14 protein-coding genes and 1 pseudogene are annotated in these 17733 nt (G+C 46.2%); 8 read left to right on the top strand and 7 right to left on the bottom strand.

Features of this window, described 5'->3' with window-relative positions:
* Positions 1-37: 37 nt before the first annotated feature.
* The 6 genes and pseudogenes from NSB28_RS02230 to NSB28_RS02205 all read right to left on the bottom strand — a co-directional run bounded on the left by NSB28_RS02230 (position 38) and on the right by NSB28_RS02205 (position 7421).
* Positions 38-2233, bottom strand: coding sequence for an alpha-galactosidase (locus tag NSB28_RS02230; protein ID WP_109624410.1), 2196 nt, complete (start codon positions 2231-2233; stop codon positions 38-40).
* Positions 2234-2276: 43 nt separating this feature from the next.
* On the bottom strand, positions 2277-3140 hold the full coding sequence (locus tag NSB28_RS02225; protein ID WP_109624411.1) for a carbohydrate ABC transporter permease: 864 nt from the start codon (positions 3138-3140) through the stop codon (positions 2277-2279).
* Positions 3140-4010, bottom strand: a pseudogene (locus tag NSB28_RS24950) (carbohydrate ABC transporter permease). The gene NSB28_RS02225 and the pseudogene NSB28_RS24950 overlap by 1 nt, the downstream one beginning before the upstream one ends.
* A gap of 24 nt (positions 4011-4034) precedes the next feature.
* Positions 4035-5309, bottom strand: coding sequence for an ABC transporter substrate-binding protein (locus NSB28_RS02215; protein WP_109624412.1), 1275 nt, complete (start codon positions 5307-5309; stop codon positions 4035-4037).
* 273 nt (positions 5310-5582) lie between these two features.
* On the bottom strand, positions 5583-5813 hold the full coding sequence (locus tag NSB28_RS02210) for a hypothetical protein (RefSeq protein ID WP_109624413.1): 231 nt from the start codon (positions 5811-5813) through the stop codon (positions 5583-5585).
* Between the two features lie 102 nt (positions 5814-5915).
* A complete protein-coding gene (locus tag NSB28_RS02205) occupies positions 5916-7421 on the bottom strand; it encodes a PucR family transcriptional regulator (RefSeq protein WP_109624414.1) in 1506 nt (501 codons plus the stop codon).
* A 198-nt stretch (positions 7422-7619) separates the two neighbouring features.
* Here NSB28_RS02205 and NSB28_RS02200 point away from each other — a divergent pair, with 198 nt between their 5' ends.
* From NSB28_RS02200 to NSB28_RS02160, 8 genes are all read left to right on the top strand, one after another.
* Complete coding sequence (locus NSB28_RS02200) at positions 7620-8369, top strand: MFS transporter (RefSeq protein WP_109624415.1); 750 nt, start codon at positions 7620-7622, stop codon at positions 8367-8369.
* The gene (locus NSB28_RS02195) at positions 8360-8809 is read left to right on the top strand and encodes an MFS transporter (RefSeq protein ID WP_109624416.1); all 450 of its coding nucleotides are present in this window, start codon (positions 8360-8362) and stop codon (positions 8807-8809) included. Before NSB28_RS02200 ends, NSB28_RS02195 begins: the two co-directional genes overlap by 10 nt.
* Positions 8810-8864: 55 nt before the next feature.
* Complete coding sequence (locus NSB28_RS02190; RefSeq protein WP_109624417.1) at positions 8865-10106, top strand: uroporphyrinogen decarboxylase/cobalamine-independent methonine synthase family protein; 1242 nt, start codon at positions 8865-8867, stop codon at positions 10104-10106.
* Positions 10107-10142: 36 nt separating this feature from the next.
* Complete coding sequence (locus tag NSB28_RS02185) at positions 10143-11459, top strand: APC family permease (protein ID WP_109624418.1); 1317 nt, start codon at positions 10143-10145, stop codon at positions 11457-11459.
* Positions 11460-11599: 140 nt separating this feature from the next.
* A complete protein-coding gene (gene sdaAB / locus NSB28_RS02180) occupies positions 11600-12268 on the top strand; it encodes an L-serine ammonia-lyase, iron-sulfur-dependent subunit beta (protein WP_109624419.1) in 669 nt (222 codons plus the stop codon).
* Positions 12269-12317: 49 nt separating this feature from the next.
* Complete coding sequence (sdaAA, locus tag NSB28_RS02175) at positions 12318-13202, top strand: L-serine ammonia-lyase, iron-sulfur-dependent, subunit alpha (RefSeq protein ID WP_109624420.1); 885 nt, start codon at positions 12318-12320, stop codon at positions 13200-13202.
* A 76-nt stretch (positions 13203-13278) separates the two neighbouring features.
* Entirely contained in the window at positions 13279-15126 is a 1848-nt protein-coding gene (locus NSB28_RS24600; RefSeq protein WP_306812107.1) for an iron-containing alcohol dehydrogenase, read from the top strand.
* Positions 15123-15848, top strand: a complete 726-nt coding sequence (locus NSB28_RS02160) for an HAD family hydrolase (protein ID WP_109624421.1) — start codon at positions 15123-15125, stop codon at positions 15846-15848. Before NSB28_RS24600 ends, NSB28_RS02160 begins: the two co-directional genes overlap by 4 nt.
* Positions 15849-15858: 10 nt before the next feature.
* On the opposite strand, the gene NSB28_RS02155 is transcribed toward NSB28_RS02160, so the two are convergent.
* The gene (locus NSB28_RS02155; RefSeq protein WP_109624422.1) at positions 15859-17598 is read right to left on the bottom strand and encodes an Rqc2 family fibronectin-binding protein; all 1740 of its coding nucleotides are present in this window, start codon (positions 17596-17598) and stop codon (positions 15859-15861) included.
* Between the last annotated feature and the right edge of the window lie 135 nt (positions 17599-17733).

Below are 17733 nucleotides of genomic sequence, written 5' to 3'. Positions count from 1 at the left end.
CTGATAGATCAGCGGTACATTGCCTCTTATATGCTTGTCACTCAGCAGTGAGATAGAACTGCCAGCTCTCGTACTCAGCAGACGGCACAGGCAGGGGAAGTCCTCCGTTCATCAGGGCGGAGCCTGGGTACTGCTCCTGTCCGCCGTTGATCCTGTACAGGGCGCTGCTGCAAAGTCCTTTCAGCCTTATATAGACTGTTGAAGGATTCGGAGCTGTCCTTGTATTGACTACATTCACCAGAGCCGTGCGGCCGTCCTGGTCAGAAAATTCCCAGGCACAGTAGCGGTCGTCTGTAAAAGGATCTGTCAGTCTGTGGTAAATACCGTCCTGGATCAGAAAATAATACTTTTTAAAGTCTTTGATCTGCTCTTTGACGGCAGATTTTTCAGCAGCAGTCATTTTGCTGATATCCAGCTCGTATCCAAAGGTTCCTGACATGGCCACCACAGCTCTTGTGGACAGCGGCGTCACCCTTCCTGTCTGGTGGTTGGGCACTGCAGATACGTGGGAGCCTGCAGCGCTGACAGGATAGCCGAAGGAAGTGCCGTACTGGATCTTCAGCCTCTCTATTGCATCTGTATCATCACTGCACCAGATCTGGGGGGTATAATAAAGCATACCGGCATCAAAGCGTCCGCCGCCCCCGCTGCAGCCTTCAAACAGGATATCAGGAAAGCGTGATGTGAGCTTTTCAAGCATGTCATACAGGCCCAGGACATAGCGGTGGGCTGTTTCGCCCTGTCTGTCAGCAGGCAGGACGGCGCTGTAGATATCGCTCAGGCTCCTGTTAAAGTCCCATTTGACATATTCAATCCTGGCGCTGTCCAGAACAGAGCATAACTGGCTGTAGATATGTTCTCTTACATCTTCCCTTGAGAAATCCAGGACCAGCTGGTAACGGCTGCGAACAGGAGCTTTGCCCGGAACCTTCAGCGCCCAGTCAGGGTGAGAGCGGTAGAGGCTGCTGTCTTCGGAAATGCACTCAGGCTCGAACCAGATGCCGAACACCATCCCTGTCCCGTGTATCCTGTCAGACAGCTCCTTAAGAGTACATCCCAGTTTCTCTTCGTTTACAGTCCAGTCACCCAGCCCTGTATTATCGTCATTTCTGTTTCCAAACCATCCGTCATCCATGACAAAGAGCTCCACACCCAGCTCGGAAGCTTCTTTTGCCATTGAGACAAGCTTTTCTCCATTAAAATCAAAATATGTCCCTTCCCAGTTATTGATCAGGATGGGCCTTCTTGTTTTCTTGTGTTTTCCCCGGCAGAGATTGTTCCTGTACGCATTGTGGTAGATGCGGGAGAGGGCTGAGAGTCCGTCTGATGTATATGCTAGGGCGGCTTCGGGAACAGTGAAGGCAGCGCCCGGCTCTACCTTGAAATTGAAGTTGCCGGGGTGTATTCCCAGGACGATCCTGGTCTGGTCCATCTGGTCATATTCAGCCTCTCCCAGAAAATCTCCGCTGTAGAGGAAGGAAAAACCATAGCAGTCGCCGAAGTCTTCTGCTGTGTCACTTCCGGCGAGGATCATAAATGGATTGTAGTGATGGCTTGATGCGCCGCGTGTGCTGCCCGCAGACTGTATGCCTGGATGGATGGGGTTTCTTGTCAGCTGGCGTTCCATGGCATGTTTTCCGTGGAAGGTAATGAGGTCACGGGATCCGGACAGAAAATCCAGATTCAGGCTCATGGCTCTTTCCAGGTGGAAAGGCTGGCTGCCGGTATTTTCGATTACAGCAGCCCTTGTGATGATATCAGCCTCCTCCATCACTCCGTAATACAGATGTACGCGTACAGTGTCTGATTCATCTTTGAGAGTAATGATAAGGGTCTGAGCCTGTTCTCCCTCATTCAGATAGAGGGCGGGAAGGCCCTCAAGGGAATATTTCCCGTCTTCTGTCTGATAGGAATCGTACACAAGCTCTGTGGACGCACTGCCGTCTGCACGCCTGATTTTAAGTGCGCTGGGGCGGAAATCCCCGCTGCCATAGCAGGAATATTCCTGTGGCAGCGTATCCGGGGAATACGTCCTCTCATTGCCGGCCCTGTAGGGATTTCCTGAAAAACCATGATCTCCGTTTACAATGAGGTAGGACATGTCAAAGGGTGTTATTTTGGCTCCATAGTAAGTATGGAGAAGGGTCCCGTATTTGTCAGCTTTCATCTGATAGGTACTGCTTTTTGTCTGAAGGGTAAATAATTTTTTCTGCTCGTCAATAATAATAGCCATAGTTTCCTCCATATAGATTAGTCATGTTAATTGTTTGCTGCAATTATTTTACAGCACCGTTTACGACGCCGTTGATGATCTGTTTCTGGGCGAAGAGATAGAACAGCAGTATCGGTATCATAGCCAGCAGGTAAGATGCAAATGCCAGGTTATAATTTGTGCCGAACTTTGTCTGGAACAGCAGCTGTGCCAAAGGAAGTGTAGTATCACTTCCATCGCCGCCGCTTAACATTACCAGCGGTGTCATAACATCGTTCCATACTCCCAGTGCAGTGACGACAGCCACCGTAGCGTGCATGGGGCGCAGCAGCGGGAAACATATCTTCCAGAAGGTTGTCCAGGTATTGGCTCCGTCCACATAGGCCGCCTCCTCCAGGGCGATGGGAATATTCTTTAAGTAGCCTGTATAGAGCAGGAGGTTCATCGGGAAATAGAAGACTGCATACAGCAGTATCAGGCCGATCTTGTTGTCCAGTCCCAGGATGCTGACCTCTTTTACAAGAGGGAGCATGAGCATGGAGAAGGGAACGAACATTCCGCTGATAAAATACAGGTAGAGGAAGTTATAAAATTTCTTGTGTTCCTTATTGCGTCCCACAGCAAATGCGGCAATAGAATGGAGCACTATAGTAACGATCAGGGTGAGGGCTGTGATTAAGAAGGAATTTCCGATAGTACGGAAAAAATCTGTAACTCTGATCGCCTCTATAAAATTTGAAAAGTTCCAGGAAGCGGGGAAGGACAGGGCTCCCGCGATATCATTTGTCATTTCGCTTGGGTTTTTAAAAGCGATGATAATTGTCATGTATAATGGAAATAATACGGTAAAAGCCAGGAGAATAAGGATGATTGTCATCAGCCAGGATTTTCCGCTCTTTGGTTTTCTAACTGCTGCAGAATTTGCCATTATAACTGCACCTCCCTCTTATTTAAGAACTTCATCTGGAATACGGATATTGCTACTATTACGATAAAGTAGATCACTGAGTTTGCACTCTGGTAGCCGAACTGGTTGCCTGCCAGACCTGCCTTATAGATCAGGATCGAGATAGATTCAGTGGACTGGTTAGGACCGCCGTTTGTCATGGAGACGATCTGGTCAAATACCATAAGGAAATTCTTCATGCACAGCACCATATTGATCGTAAAAAATGGTGCAATGAGGGGAAAGGAAATCTTCCAGAATTTCTGCCACGGAGTAGTCCCGTCAATAGCAGCAGCCTCATATACTTCCTCAGGGATCGTCTGAAGCCCTGAGATATAGATGATCGTGTTAAATGCTATAGCCTGCCAGGAGGCGCAGACTACTATGGCCAGCCATGCAGTACCTTCACGGCTCAGAAGGCTGGTGCCCAGGAAGCTGCTTCCCACAGAAGAACCGATGCTGGGCAGGGATGAATGTGAAGATGAAGTTAAATACATAACCGATAACCAGGCCTCCAAGGATGTTAGGCAGGAAGAACAGGCCGCGGAAGAAGCCTTTCGCCCTGATCCTGGCATTCAGCAGCAGAGCCATGACCATACTCAGGACATTTACAATAATTGTAGCCGTAATGGCAAATTTAAATGTGAATAAGTAAGAATTGCCCACCCGGGAATCCCCAAACAGGTCAATATAGTTGCGAAGACCTACCCAGTCATAGCTTCCGAAGCCTTTGGAATTTGTAAGGCTGTATACGAATCCGCGCAGCAGCGGAAACGTGTTGAAAGCAAAGAACAGGATGAGCATTGGCAGCACAAATAATAGATACATCCGATTGCTTTTTTTACCACGCATAGCGTTCCCTCCATTATCAATTTATCAATTGTTTCTCTCTTCTTTTAATATTGCGATCAGGTCACGGTTTGTTTTCTGCCATTCATTGTCGAACTTGTTCAGGAAAGTATCCAGATCTTTGTTCATCAGGTATCCCTGCAGCATATCTGCGGCGGGAAGCTCTGCCGGATAGTGGTGGTCGGGAAAGTCTATGACCTTGCCGTCCTCCCAGTAGGATGCCATCTCGGACAGTGACTGCGGCACTTCAAAATCTCCCTTCAGGCAGGCCACAGCATTCTGGTTTTCGTAATATCTGGCAGCGTTTTCATCACGCAGCATAAAATCCATAAACTTTTCACATGCCTCCAGGTTCTCATCACGCATAACAGTGAAGCAGAAGTCTATTCCGGATACGAGGAGAGTTTCGCCAGCCTGGTCGGATACAGGAAGTGTGAAGGCTCCGATATTGATATCAGGATTAGCGCTTAATATCTGCGGGATGGCCCAGTTACCCTGAAGAAGCATGGCGGATTCGCCGTTTCCAAAGGCAGTGCAGCCGTCATTGTATCCGTAGGCAAATGGATCGCTCTGGCTGAATTCAAGCAGTTCATCCATCTTATGGGCCGATGAGGCGTAATTCTCGGTGAAGGTAGTATCACCCAGGCTTACCTCAGTGTAGATATCAGGCGTGGTAAGATTGGCAGCCAGTGCATTCCAGGGTGTGATGCCTGTCCAGGAATCCTTGAGCATGAAATAAAATGGTGTTGTGCCTGAATCACGGATGGTCTGGCATAATGACATAAATTCATTCCAGGTCTGGGGAATCTCCCAGCCATTTTCTTTGAACATGTCTCGGTTGTAGAGTACGCCGGCGGCATTGGATGCAAACGGGACACAGTACTGGCCTTCCTTTTGTCTGAGTTCCAGCTGTTTAGCCATGGTCAGATAGACATCCTGGACTTTATCAAGCCCTGCGTAATCGCTTAAGTCCACCATAATGTCCGCATCCACAAAGTCGGCGTAGGCCCTGTCGCCGCCGATCATGGCAATGTCCGGCGGATCCTCCTTAACGAGCCTTGTCTTCAGGATATTTGTGGCATCGGAAGGGGAATCCAGCTGAATATGTATATCAGGATTCTCTTTCTCAAAATCGGCAGCCAGTTCCTCAAGGATATCTACAGCCTCACGTTTGTAGTTGAGGACCTGCAATGTTACTTTTTGCGAACTTTTTGCAGGATTTCCGCAACCGGTGAACATTGTACCGGTTGCCAGCAATATGCTCACTGTTATTGCTGTTCTTTGTGCAAATTTACTTTTCACTTTCTGAACCCTCCTTTTTTATTGTCTCTTATGCCGTTTATTCTTTGCTTTTGTTAATCAAATTATAACAATTAATTAGTGGAAGGTAAATATTTTAGTGATGCTAATTATATATCACAATACGACATATATATTAAATAATGCAAATGATATAGCATAATGATATATTGGATTTAAAAACTTCGTCGATATGACGATACAGATACTGGATAGTGATTTTTAGAAAGGCAATTTAACAAAAAAGCTGCAGAACAGGACTGCAGCTTCAGCAACTTATTTTTCAAATTCAGCGATGACATCAAATCCCATCAGAGTTTCACTGATATCTTTTATGACACCTTTGCGGGACTGTATCCGTTCTCTTGCCGGATAACAGCCGGACATGGCAACGGCCGGCTCAATGATGTAGGCAAAATTCATATTTGTCTGGAATTCGGTGATTTCAACTTCCTGTCCGATCTCGATCTGTCCTCCGCGTACCATTGTAAAGTGTTCCTGTCTCAATCTGCATCAGCTCCTTTTGGTTTTAATATGCGTATAAGTATACCATTTGGGAATAAGATTTACAAGCCGGGATATGAGGCATGTGGTCTTCAGGTGTTGGCATTACGGGGCACTGAGCGGACAGCAGTGTTTGCGGAAGTTGTTTTTAAGCTGCATACAGAGCAGATAATAATGTCTTTTTTCCAGGTCATCCGGCTGATAATCAAGAAATGTAAAAATTTTGCGCAGGCGGTACTTTAAGGTGTTGGTATGGATATGGAGCTGAGCTGATGACGGCTGAAGCTGCTGTCCGTTCTCCAGATAGCAGAAAAAAGTCTGATAATAATCGGAATGTAGTTTGTTATCCAGTTCTTCTAATGCCTGCAATTCGGGCGGAAAATAATCCTCCCATTCAAAGGAGTCTGCAATTTCACAACAGATACCATGAAAACCGCATTCCTGGAACCGCATGAGATTTCTGGAACTGCCTCTGATTTGGTTTAGGGAATATACGGCCTGGGAATAATGGCTCTTTAGCGACTGAAAATTCTTAAAAGACAGGCTGGCGCCGCATTGGAAAGAAAAACCAGGCACATAATTTTCTAATACCTGAGTCAGTAAAAACTCAATAGAAAGATGCTGGCGGGGAATAAGCAAAGCTACCTGTTCATCAATTGTAAACGCGATGGAATTCTGGATATTAAGCTCCAGAATGCCGCAGCACCAGCGCAGTTCAGGAATGGAGAGACGTCGGCAGGAATCTTTAAGCACACAGAGGGTGAAAATGGTATCTTGCTCCCAATGGCGCATATTGTAGATCACTCTCTCCTCCTCCTTAGAATAATAATTCCGGCGGATAGCATTCTCAAAGTAAGATGCCATACTGTATGTATCCTCATCTGCTGAAGAAATCCTTGAGAAATAATCAGCAAATATATCACCCATAAGAAGACTTCCGGGTGAGAGAGTCTCGTCAAAGACATTAATAAGCACTTTCCCGGCGGAGATGCGGTTAGATTCAAAGGGGATTACGAATAGTTTTCTATAAAATTTTGCTGCGTTTGGGTTTACAGGATTCATCAGGAACGGCTTTTTACATGTTATAAAACGACGGTTATTTTTTTCATTATTAAAGACAGAGAAAAAAGTGACAGGCATATAATGAGTCTTAAATATTATGTCCCATTCGTCTGCAATAGCACTGATTACATCAGTCGCCGCCAGAATTTTCAGATTGTTGTTAGTAATGACAATTGGGAGATGGTAATAATCATATAAAATATTAAGCATATCTTCATAAGGAACCGGGCTTTGACAGGCACGCTCCAGATTCTGTTCTATTTTCCGGAAACAGTCAAAAATGTCCATGATCTTGTTCATGACATCATAAAAGGCGGCATTATGAAGTATAACCATATCTTTTCTGTGAATTAGTATGATGGTGTCCTGGGGGGGCTTCCAGCCGTATTCCGGATCCAGGCTTACCAGGTATACATAATCAGCAAAATAAACATGACCATCAGGAGAGAGTACTCTCACATCCTGGATTTCACAGGCTCCATTAGAGATATGAGCTGTAGGTGAATACTCCATAAGCCTTTCATACAGGTGCCAGATACTTATTTTCATTGGGACGGCAGCCTCCTTTCAAAGACAGACATTATTATATATTCAGTATATCACAGAAGGATTTACATTGTCGAAAAATAACAAAAAAAGATGTTTGATTTTCAGATGATTTGTCCGTGCAGGACATTGAAGCAGCAGGCTTGTAAGTTATAATAAACACAGAAGCTGTTAATCTTGTATGTTGGTGGAGGGTGTGCTATGGGTGAACAAAAAAGAAGTTTGACAATGGGAAACACAATAGGGATTCTGGCAATATCTCTTATGATGTATGCCAGCGGCTCGCTGATTGCTCCGGCTCTGAATGCGCTGCAGGAAGCTTTTCCCGATACTCCGTATGGGACAATCAGGATGATAATGTCATCCATGTATCTGACAGTTCTTATTTTTTCATTGATTTCCGGGAAACTGGGAGATTTGGTATCTAAAAAAATGCTTGTTGTGGCAGGACTGGCAGTCTACGGAGCCATGGGCCTTCTGGGAGCATCCATGAATTCAGTGACAGGGCTGATGATCACAAGAATTCTGATGGGCTGTGGAGTAGGGCTGGTTCTGCCTCAGTCAACTGCAATCATTATGATGTTTTATGAGGGAAGGGCAAAGGACAGGAATCTTGGATTTGCTTCAGGAACATCTAACTTTGGCTCCATGCTTGGGAGTATCATCGGAGGCAGTCTGGCAGCTGTGAGCTGGCGTTATAATTTTTACGCATTCGCATTTGCTTTTGTAATTATGGTCCTGGTGCTGATCCTGGTGCCGGCCACTCCGGTTCAGAAAAAAAGTAAGGAGAGCAAAAAAGAAGAGGATAAACTGCCGGGTAAATTTTTTATTCTTATCATAGGAATGTTTCTGATCCAGGTGTATTCTCTGGTAACACCAACTAATATGGCAAAATTTTATCTGGGGAACAGATCGGACCTCCGGCGCTGCTTGGAATCACTATGGCTCTGATCACAGGGACAGGCTGTTTAGCAGGTTTTGTGCTCCCGGCTGTGAGAAGAGTGTTTAAAGGAGCAACGATACTCTTTTCATGTATATTGCTTGGGGTGGGATTTCTGATATTGAGCAGGGCGTATTCTGTAGCGGCGGCAATGTGTGCCCAGATTCTGATAGGCTTTGGATATGGCTGTATTACACCTATGATATTTATTTCTAATTCAAAAATAGTTCCGGCCGGACAGATACAGAAATCAAATGGGATTTTGTCAGCCAGTCTTTACTTGGGATGTTTTATGACTTCTTATATACAGGAGTGGATAGGTTCTGCTTCGGGTAATGGGACACAGAGATATATGTTTCAGACATTTGGTATAGGAGCATTTATAGCGGCAGCAGTAATTCTGGCTGTTCTGGCAGTGATGAAAAAAAGGAAGGACAGCAATAGGGAATAGCGGAGTACTGTGCCGCAGAAATGATAAACATTAGAGAAAGCGGGAGGAGACTTGTATGGGCAATACAAATCAGGAAGAGATGATCAGGCGGGAAAAACGAATATCAGATGCCGTGGAATTGAAATTGACGGACAGAGTACCATTTGTGCCTCAAATCGGAAATTTTTATGCGCTTGGATATGGTCTTACGATCCAAAATGTTATGGAGGACATCACGACTTTGATTCCAGTGATGGAACAATATATTAGAAAATATGATCCGGATATGGTATATGCTCCCGGCTTTTATCCGGCAGCGGTACTTGAATGTGCAGAGTACTCAAATGCAAGGTGGCCAGGAACTTATCATAATTTGCCGGAAAATACACCATATCAGTTTATAGACAGAGAATATATGGGGGAGGATGATTATGAAGAATATCTGAGGGATCCCAGCGGTTTTTTGTTTGGCAGGGTATTGCCGCAGAAATTCAGGGGATTTGAAGGACTTGAATATCTGAAGGCTCCTGTAATGTGCGGACAGGCCATATTCCGGCTGGCCTCTCTTAGTCTTCCTCCTGTAAGAGCGGCGCTGCGAAGAATGATAGAAACCGGGGAAGCACTTCAAAAAAATCTGTCGGGATTGTCAGAAGTAAACTCTTATGTGAAGAAGATGGGATACCCGCTGCTGGGAGATTCAGTTATGGTTAATCCATTTGATGATTTTGCAGATAATGTGCGGGGACTTATTGCTACCATAATTGATATGAAGACAGACCCGCATCGTCTCAATGAGGTGCTGCTCAGATGGGGAGACGCCACAATCCCGGCAGGTGTCTCACAGGCAAAACGGGCCGGGTCTAAATTTGTGTTTATTCCGCTTCACTGTGGAGCTGATAACTTTATGTCTCTGGAAAATTATAACCGCTATTATTGGCCTCATTTAAAACGGCTGCTTATGGCACTGATTGATGCAGAAATTATACCTGTGCCTCTCTGTGAGGGAAAGTATACTACACGGCTTGAGACACTTACAGACATACCGTCAGGAAAAGTTGTTTATTTTTTTGAAGATGTAGATCTGGAACGCGCGAAATCCATACTTTCCGGTCATGCCTGCTTTGGCGCAGGAATGAAGACACAGCTGCTTTTACAGGGCTCAGATCCGGGGGCAGTTACAGAGGAAACCAAAAGGACGCTTGATATCTGTGCGCCGGGAGGCGGATTTATAATGACAAACTCTCTGTCAATGGATAATGTGGATCATGCCTGCTTTGAAGCCTGGAGAGATGCTGTAAGAAAGTATGGCATATACTGATGCATTTGATCTGATGCAGTGTGAGGAGGCAGATAGTTGAAAGATAAAAAGGGAAAGCTTTCACTGATTGAAACGATTAGTCTGGCTGCAGGCTTTACTATTGGGTCTGGTATCATCACCCAGACTGGAATAGGAATTAGCATGACGGGCCGAAGTATTTTCCTGGCATTTCCTGTAAGTGCCATATTATTTTTGATTTCATTTCGGCCCATCTTTATCATGAGCGCTCTGCTGCCGCGTACAAGCGCAGCCTACACGTATTCGAAAGAGCTGATACATGAGGATGCGGGAAGGTTTTATGCTTACATATATTTTCTTGGCAGGATGACAATTGCAATTTTTGGCATTTCCTTCGCCCAGTATCTGTCAGCGCTGATTCCGGAACTGGGCGGGGAGACAGCGCAGAAGACAATTGCACTGACAGTTCTCACATTGTTTTTTATTGTTAACCTGTTTGGAATGAAACTCGCAGCAAAAGTCCAGAATATAATGTGTATTATTTTGATTGCGGGAATTTTTGTGTTTGTGATTTTCGGAATAAGACAGGTTGAATATACAGATTATTTTTCGGATGGCTTTTTTAGCGGAGGAGCAGGGGGATTTTATTCTGCAGCAGCCCTGCTGTATTTTGCAGTGGGAGGAGCGTATATTATCACAGACTTTGCACCTAAGATCCAGAATTCACAGAAGGTTATGGTAAAGGTTATAGTGGGTGTAACAACGGCAGTCTGTTTTATGTATATGCTGATGGGCCTGGTGGCCAGCGGAGCTGTACCGGCATCCGAGGCAGCCGGCCGGCCTCTGACAGTGCCGGCTGATGCAGTACTCACAAATAAAGTACTTTATGGATTTTTTGTAATTGGGACATGTCTGGGGGCATTGGTCACAACATTAAATTCCAGCTTTATATGGTATTCAAATTCATTGATCAGGCCATGTGAAGATGGATGTTTTCCCAAAAAGTGGGGAAAGACGAATAAAGCAGGGGTTCCGTACATCCTCATGACCATCTTTTATCTGTTTGGAGCAGTGCCGGCAGTTATGGGAATCGATCTTACGGTACTGTCAAAGATGTCTATAGGGCTGACGATCCTGGGAACATGCATCCCTATGGCAGGAATCCTGAAGCTGCCGGAAAAATATCCCAGACTCTGGGAGGATTCGAAATATGCAAAGCGGTATCCCCGGTGGAGGCTGAAGATCATGGTAGCTGTGACTTATGCCATCTTGGCTACCCAGGTCTACTCACTTTTTGCCGGCAATCCGCTTTGGTCAAATGTGATTATACTGGTTTATATAGGTGCCGTGATCCTGGGACTGGCTGTAAGGAAATACAGGAGCAGGACTCAATGAATAATCCCGTCAGATTTTGGAGAAATTGTATCTGACGGGCTTTCTTTATTTATCCAAATAGCTTATAATAGGGCTGTGTGCCGGCAGCAGCCTGCGGGCACACAGCAATTAGAAAATATGCATGATGAAGAGGTATACAAATGAAGATAATCAGTGCATTTGATGTGGTCGGACCTGAGATGATAGGGCCGTCGAGTTCCCACACGGCAGGAGCTTTGAAAATAGCCCAGCTGGCCAGAAATCTGGCGGGGAGCGGGATCGTGAAGGTCCGGTTCGTGCTGTACGGATCATTTGCAAAAACTTATCACGGGCATGGGACTGATAAAGCCCTCACAGCCGGGATTATGGGATTTTCAGCCAATGATAAGCGGATAAGGGAAGCGGAGAGACTTGCAAGGGAGGCCGGCATTGAGGTAAGCTTTGTATCGGACACAGAGGATACACCTATCCATCCGAACACGGTAGATGTTGTCATGTCTATGGAAAATGGGACATCGATGACTGTGACAGGTATATCGGTAGGAGGGGGAAAGGCATATATCGTTAAGATAAATGGGGAAGATATAAGCCTCTCAGGAGAGTACTGTACTTTATTCGTGCATCAGAAGGATTCACCGGGAGTAATGGCCCATATTACCACAGCATTCAGAGATACAAATCTGAATATTGCGGCTATGCGGCTGTTCAGGACAAAAAAAGGCCAGGATGCCTACTCTGTCATAGAGTCTGATGATATGATCCCGGAAGAGGTAGTAAAGAGGATCATGGTTAACCCTGATATCTATATCGCAAAAATCATAACCCTATAAATCAATAGTATTTGATCTGCCGTCAAAAAAAGTGAAAGGTACTGAATAAATGAACTTTATGACTGGTGCGGAGCTGTTAAAGCTCTGTGAGGAGAATAAAAAAACAATATCAGAGATCATGCAGGAACGCGAGACTGCCGTGTCGGGGATGGCAGCCTCGGAGGCGCATGATCTGATGCTCCATTCGTTTTCTGTGATGAGGGATGCTGCCAGAGAGGCGGTCATTCATGAACGAAGAAGCATGGGAGGTCTGATTGGCGGGGAAGCCAGAAAGATGGATGCCTATCTGAGAGAAGCCAGGCCTCTTTGCGGAAGCCTTCTTTCAAAAGCCGGGATGTACGCACTTGGAGTTCTGGAAGTTAATGCGTCCATGGGACTTATAGTGGCAGCGCCCACGGCAGGAGCATCGGGCGTGATACCGGGTGTGCTGCTGGCGATGCAGGAGGAGGAAGGATATTCTGATGAAAAGATGGTGAAGGCGTTATTTAATGCCAGTGCAGTGGGATACCTTCTTATGCAGAATGCCACGGTGGCCGGAGCTGAAGGCGGCTGTCAGGCAGAGGTGGGATCAGCCAGCGCTATGGCGGCATCCGCCGCTGTGGAACTGCGCGGCGGTAGTCCGCAGCAATGCCTGGATGCGGCAGGAACGGCCCTTTCAAATGTTATGGGGCTTGTCTGTGACCCGGTAGGGGGACTTGTAGAAGTCCCGTGTCAGAAAAGAAATGCCATGGGGGCGGCAAATGCGCTCATGTGTGCAGATATCACTCTTGCGGGGATTGGGAGCCTGATACCCTTTGATGAAGTGGTGTCCGCAATGTATCAGGTGGGAAGGAGCCTGCCCTTCGAGCTGAGGGAGACAGCGCTTGGAGGCCATGCGGCTACGCCTACAGCGAGACGACTCTGCGCTGACTGCGGTAAATGTCCCACTGTCTGAGCACAGCGGGGCCAAACATGAAAACCTGCCCATAGCCGCCCAGGCGTGGGCAGACCTGAAAGAAATGAGGAGAGACATGAGAAACTGGGATGAATATTTAAAGAAGGACATTAATTGTGAATGCGGTCATATCCATAACTGCCAGATCTCGGATATACTGGTAGAGAAAAATGCGATCAAAAGACTGCCGGAACTGGTGATCGCAGGAGGATACAGGAAGATTTGTATTGTATCTGATATAAAGACACAGGCTGCAGCAGGAGATAAGGTAGAAGAAACTTTAAAGCAGCATAATATCCATTATTATAAAATCGTGTTTGAGACAGATGCCCTTGTGCCTGATGAGACAGCTCTTGAACTGCTGGAGGCTCAGGTGGATCCGGAATGTGATCTGATCCTGGCAGTGGGTTCAGGCACGATCAATGACCTCTGCAAATACTTCAGTTTTCAGAGGCATATGGATTACTTCATCATTGCCACTGCACCTTCTATGGACGGATATGCATCGAATGTGGCCCCGCTGATCATAAATAATGTAAAAACTACATATGAAGTCGGGATGCCCAAGGCCATAATCGGTGAACTGGAGATCCTGTCAAAGGCCCCAATGTCCATGATTACTGCTGGTGTAGGCGATATTCTGGGAAAATATGTCTGCCTGGCGGACTGGAAATTGTCCCAGATCATAAATGGAGAGTATCACTGCAGTTATGTGGAGAATCTTATCAGGACATCTATTGAAACAGTGGTAAATGCGTCTGAGAAGATTAAGAGCAGGGATGAGGAGTCTGTTGGCGCTGTGATGGAAGCTCTGATTCTTTCAGGGATCGGAATGAGTTACATAGGAAATTCAAGGCCGGCTTCCGGCAGCGAGCACCATCTGTCCCACTATTGGGAGATGATGTTTCTGCAGGCAGACAGGCCATGTGCATGGCATGGTACAAAAGTGGCTGTGGGCACAGTCATAGCTCTCGGGCTATACCACAGACTGGAGGAGTTTCTGGCAGATATAGATACAGCCAAGGCTTCCTGTTTTGACGAAGAAAAATGGAAGAAAAATATAGAAGCTGCATATGGGGTGGCTGCTTGTGGTGTCATTGCATTAGAGGAGAAGGTACATAAAAATGCAGACAGCGGTGTGAATGCCAGAAGGAAGATAATTGCAGAGCACAGAGAAGAAATATTAAAGATGGCAGCAGGTCTTCCTGATGCCGGAGAGATAAAAACACTGCTGGAAGAGATGGGCGCACCCTCACTCCCCAAGGAGATAGGCGTACCCCCGAAGATGGTAGAGAACAGTATCCTTTATGCAAAAGAGCTCCGCAACCGCTATGGGCTCCTGCAGCTTTTGTTTGATACAGGAAAGCTGGAATATGCGGCAAAGACAGCCCAGAAAAAGATTCTCGTAGTAGTGGATATGCAGAATGACTTTGTGGACGGAGCTTTAGGGACAGGGGAAGCTGTACAGATCGTGGACAATGTGGTGAAGAAGATAGAAGAGTACAGAAAATTTAACTGTGAGGTCGTCTTTACAATGGATACGCACACGGATCTTTATCTGAGGACCCAGGAGGGTGAGAAACTGCCGGTGCCTCATTGCATAAAAGGAACTGCCGGGTGGGAGCTGTGCGGCAAAATCAAAGAGTCTGCAGACGCCGCCAATGACAGGATCTATGAAAAAGTGACCTTCGGTTCAGACGGATTCGGAAGGGATCTGGAGCAGGGAATCTACAGGGAAGCGGCGGAGGTGGAACTCTGCGGACTTTGTACAGATATCTGCGTGATCTCAAACGCTATGCTTGTTAAGACTTTTATGCCGGAAACGCTTGTGACGGTAGATGGCAGCTGCTGTGCGGGGGTAACGCCTGCCAGCCACAGAAATGCACTTGAGGCGATGAAGATGTGCCAGGTAAATGTTATATGAAACAAAAAACAAACATTGTGATTTTTGATCTGGGAGGCACCCTCATGGAATTTGAGGGTATGCCTTCCTGCTGGACGGATTATTATGTACAGGGATTCAAATACGTGAATGAGGTTATGGGGAGGCCGGCAGGGGAAAGCCAGATAAATGCCGCTGCCGATATTCTTAAGAGTTACAATCCCAGGATCAATTACCGAGAAGAAGAGCTTACCCCGGAGTTTATCTTTCAACGTTGTACTGAGACCTGGGACTGCAGGCTGGATGCTGGCAGATGTGCAAAACTGTTTTACAGCGGACTCGAATTAAAAGGAAGAATATATCAGGATACGGTACCGGCTCTCATTCAGTTAAAAAAAGCGGGATACAGGACAGCAGCACTGACAGATCTTCCAACGGCAATGCCTGATGAATTTTTTAAAAAAAGCGTATGGGAGATATTTCCGTATTTAGATATTTATGTGTCATCACAGAGCTGCGGAAGACGAAAACCAGATCCTATAGGGATTTTTGACATAGCAGAATATTTTTCTGTACCAGTAACCGAAATATGTTTTGTGGGTGATGAGGACAAAGATAAAGAAACAGCCCGGCGCGCGGGCTGCAGGTTTATCAGGATAAGACGCGGAGAGTGGGGCAAAGACAGCGGTACAGGACAGACCGGGGCAGAAGTGAGCACTCTTCAAGAGCTTTTATGCCTTCTGGAGCCGGTCTCCCAATCCTGAGGCTGGCAGGTCAATCCCCTGTCTTGATCCCTGATATATCAGAATCAATTACCATGGAATAGTTTGTATGGTAGATGACGAATCCGGGCGGTCCCCCGTTCGTCTTTTTTACATGTTTCTTTTCTATATAATCTACTTCGACCTTGTCAGAGCCGCGGTTTTTTGAGTAGTAGGCGGCAAGCCTGGCTGCCTCCTCAAATGTCTTGTCCGGCAGTTCCTCGTTATTGGACTTTACGATCACGTGGGAACCGGGGGCGCCTTTTGCATGGAACCACCAGTCATTGCCTGTGGCGAATTTAAAGGTAAGCTCTTCATTTTGATAATTATTTTTACCCACATAAATGTGGTAGCCGTCACTTGATATATAATGAAAAGGCTTTGATGTGATCTTGGGCTTTTTATTCCCCGCAAAACGGCGTTTGATATATCCGTATTCAGTCAGTTCTTCCTTGACCTGGACCAGGTCGTCCTCAGACAGGGCGATATCAAGCGCTGTGCTGATAGATTCCAGGTGGTCGATCTCAGACTTTGTCTCTTTTATAAGATCAGTCAGTGCCTCGCAGGTACGCTTCAGCTTATTATATTTATCAAAATTCTTCTGGGCGTTTTCCTGAGGCGTAAGTGTGGGGTCTAAAGGTATAGTGACCATTTCATTTGTATAATAATTCAGGGCCTCAAGCTTCTTTGCGCCTGGTTCCAGGCCATATCCATATGTGTTGATGAGTTCTCCGTAAACTTTATACTTATCTTTCTTCTCAGTATCCTTCATCTGCCTGAGCTGAAGGTCGTATTTTTTGCGGTTTCTTTCAAGCGCAGTCTGCACGATCCTGCGAAGGTCAGAAGATTTCTGGCGTATGCGGGTGATCGTGTTCTTCACAGCATAATAATTCTCCAGTACCTCGGAGACGGAAAGGCAGCCCCGGACAGACATATCGCTGTACTGGGTAAGTGTCACAGAAGAAAAGTCCACAGGCTCTTTTCCGTTAAATACGATATTGGGAGTGAAGTTTCCCTCCCTCACATCATCCATGAGATGTGTAAAAATGCCGTAGAGATGTATCCTTTCCAGCTCAGTAAAGGTATTTGCGCTCTGTGAAGATTCCAGGGAGGCCCTGTGGCAGACTTCCTCTGCTATCAGGGGGCTGATGCCGGTGAGAGAAGTATGCAGTGCCTTTCCCAGCGGCATGGGTTTTGTGAAGACAGCATCCGCAAATGCAGCTTCCCCGGCCTCAAGCGGATTTAACTTGTGCTGTGTCTCCGGTATGAAATAATCCCGTCCGGGAAGTACTTCACGGACAGAACTCATCTGAGCCGGGACATGCTTGATGCTGTCTATGATTTTTCCTTCATCTCCGCAGAAAATAATATTGCTGTGCTTGCCCATGATCTCAACCACCAGGGTCTTGGTGCACAGGTCGCCCAGTTCATTTAAGTGTTCAATCTCAAAATTAATGATCCTCTCCAGACCCGGCTGCCATATCCTTGTGAATCTGCCGCTTCCGATGTGCTTGCGCAGCAGCATACAGAAATTAGGGGCGGTGATCGGACTTGGTTTGTTGGATTCTGTCAGGTAGATGAGCGGCAGGCTGGCGCCTGCAGAGATCAGAAGGCGGTATTGGGTCTTCTGGTTTTTTACTGTGATGAGCAGCTCATCATTTTCCGGCTGTGCTATTTTATTTATTTTACCGCCCAGAATGGTACTGTTCAGGTCGCGGACCACATTGGCGATTACGATTCCGTCTAAAGCCATTTCAATTCTCCTTTGCGTTTACATGTAACTGTGAAGTATTGACAGTTACAGAAAAGTATATCAGATTATGCGCAGTGTTTCCAGCTCTTTTTTGTTATAGTTAAGACGGTAGCCGGCTGAACTATAACAAAAATG

Source organism: Murimonas intestini (assembly GCF_024622195.1).
In the GTDB taxonomy this organism is placed as follows: domain Bacteria; phylum Bacillota; class Clostridia; order Lachnospirales; family Lachnospiraceae; genus Murimonas; species Murimonas intestini.
The sequence above is the reverse complement of the archived record's forward strand: the minus strand, read 5'-3'. Positions and strand labels throughout refer to the sequence as shown.

Bases quoted from the DNA above. Each gene is read 5' to 3' on its own strand.
- NSB28_RS02155 (WP_109624422.1), bottom strand. From the start codon at position 17,598: ATGGCTTTAGACGGAATCGTAATCGCCAATGTGGTCCGCGACCTGAAC.
- NSB28_RS02200 (WP_109624415.1), top strand. From the start codon at position 7,620: ATGGGTGAACAAAAAAGAAGTTTGACAATGGGAAACACAATAGGGATT.
- sdaAA (WP_109624420.1), top strand. From the start codon at position 12,318: ATGAACTTTATGACTGGTGCGGAGCTGTTAAAGCTCTGTGAGGAGAAT.
- NSB28_RS02160 (WP_109624421.1), top strand. From the start codon at position 15,123: ATGAAACAAAAAACAAACATTGTGATTTTTGATCTGGGAGGCACCCTC.
- NSB28_RS02230 (WP_109624410.1), bottom strand. From the start codon at position 2,233: ATGGCTATTATTATTGACGAGCAGAAAAAATTATTTACCCTTCAGACA.
- NSB28_RS02190 (WP_109624417.1), top strand. From the start codon at position 8,865: ATGGGCAATACAAATCAGGAAGAGATGATCAGGCGGGAAAAACGAATA.
- NSB28_RS02225 (WP_109624411.1), bottom strand. From the start codon at position 3,140: ATGGCAAATTCTGCAGCAGTTAGAAAACCAAAGAGCGGAAAATCCTGG.
- NSB28_RS02205 (WP_109624414.1), bottom strand. From the start codon at position 7,421: ATGAAAATAAGTATCTGGCACCTGTATGAAAGGCTTATGGAGTATTCA.
- sdaAB (WP_109624419.1), top strand. From the start codon at position 11,600: ATGAAGATAATCAGTGCATTTGATGTGGTCGGACCTGAGATGATAGGG.
- NSB28_RS24600 (WP_306812107.1), top strand. From the start codon at position 13,279: ATGAGAAACTGGGATGAATATTTAAAGAAGGACATTAATTGTGAATGC.
- NSB28_RS02195 (WP_109624416.1), top strand. From the start codon at position 8,360: ATGGCTCTGATCACAGGGACAGGCTGTTTAGCAGGTTTTGTGCTCCCG.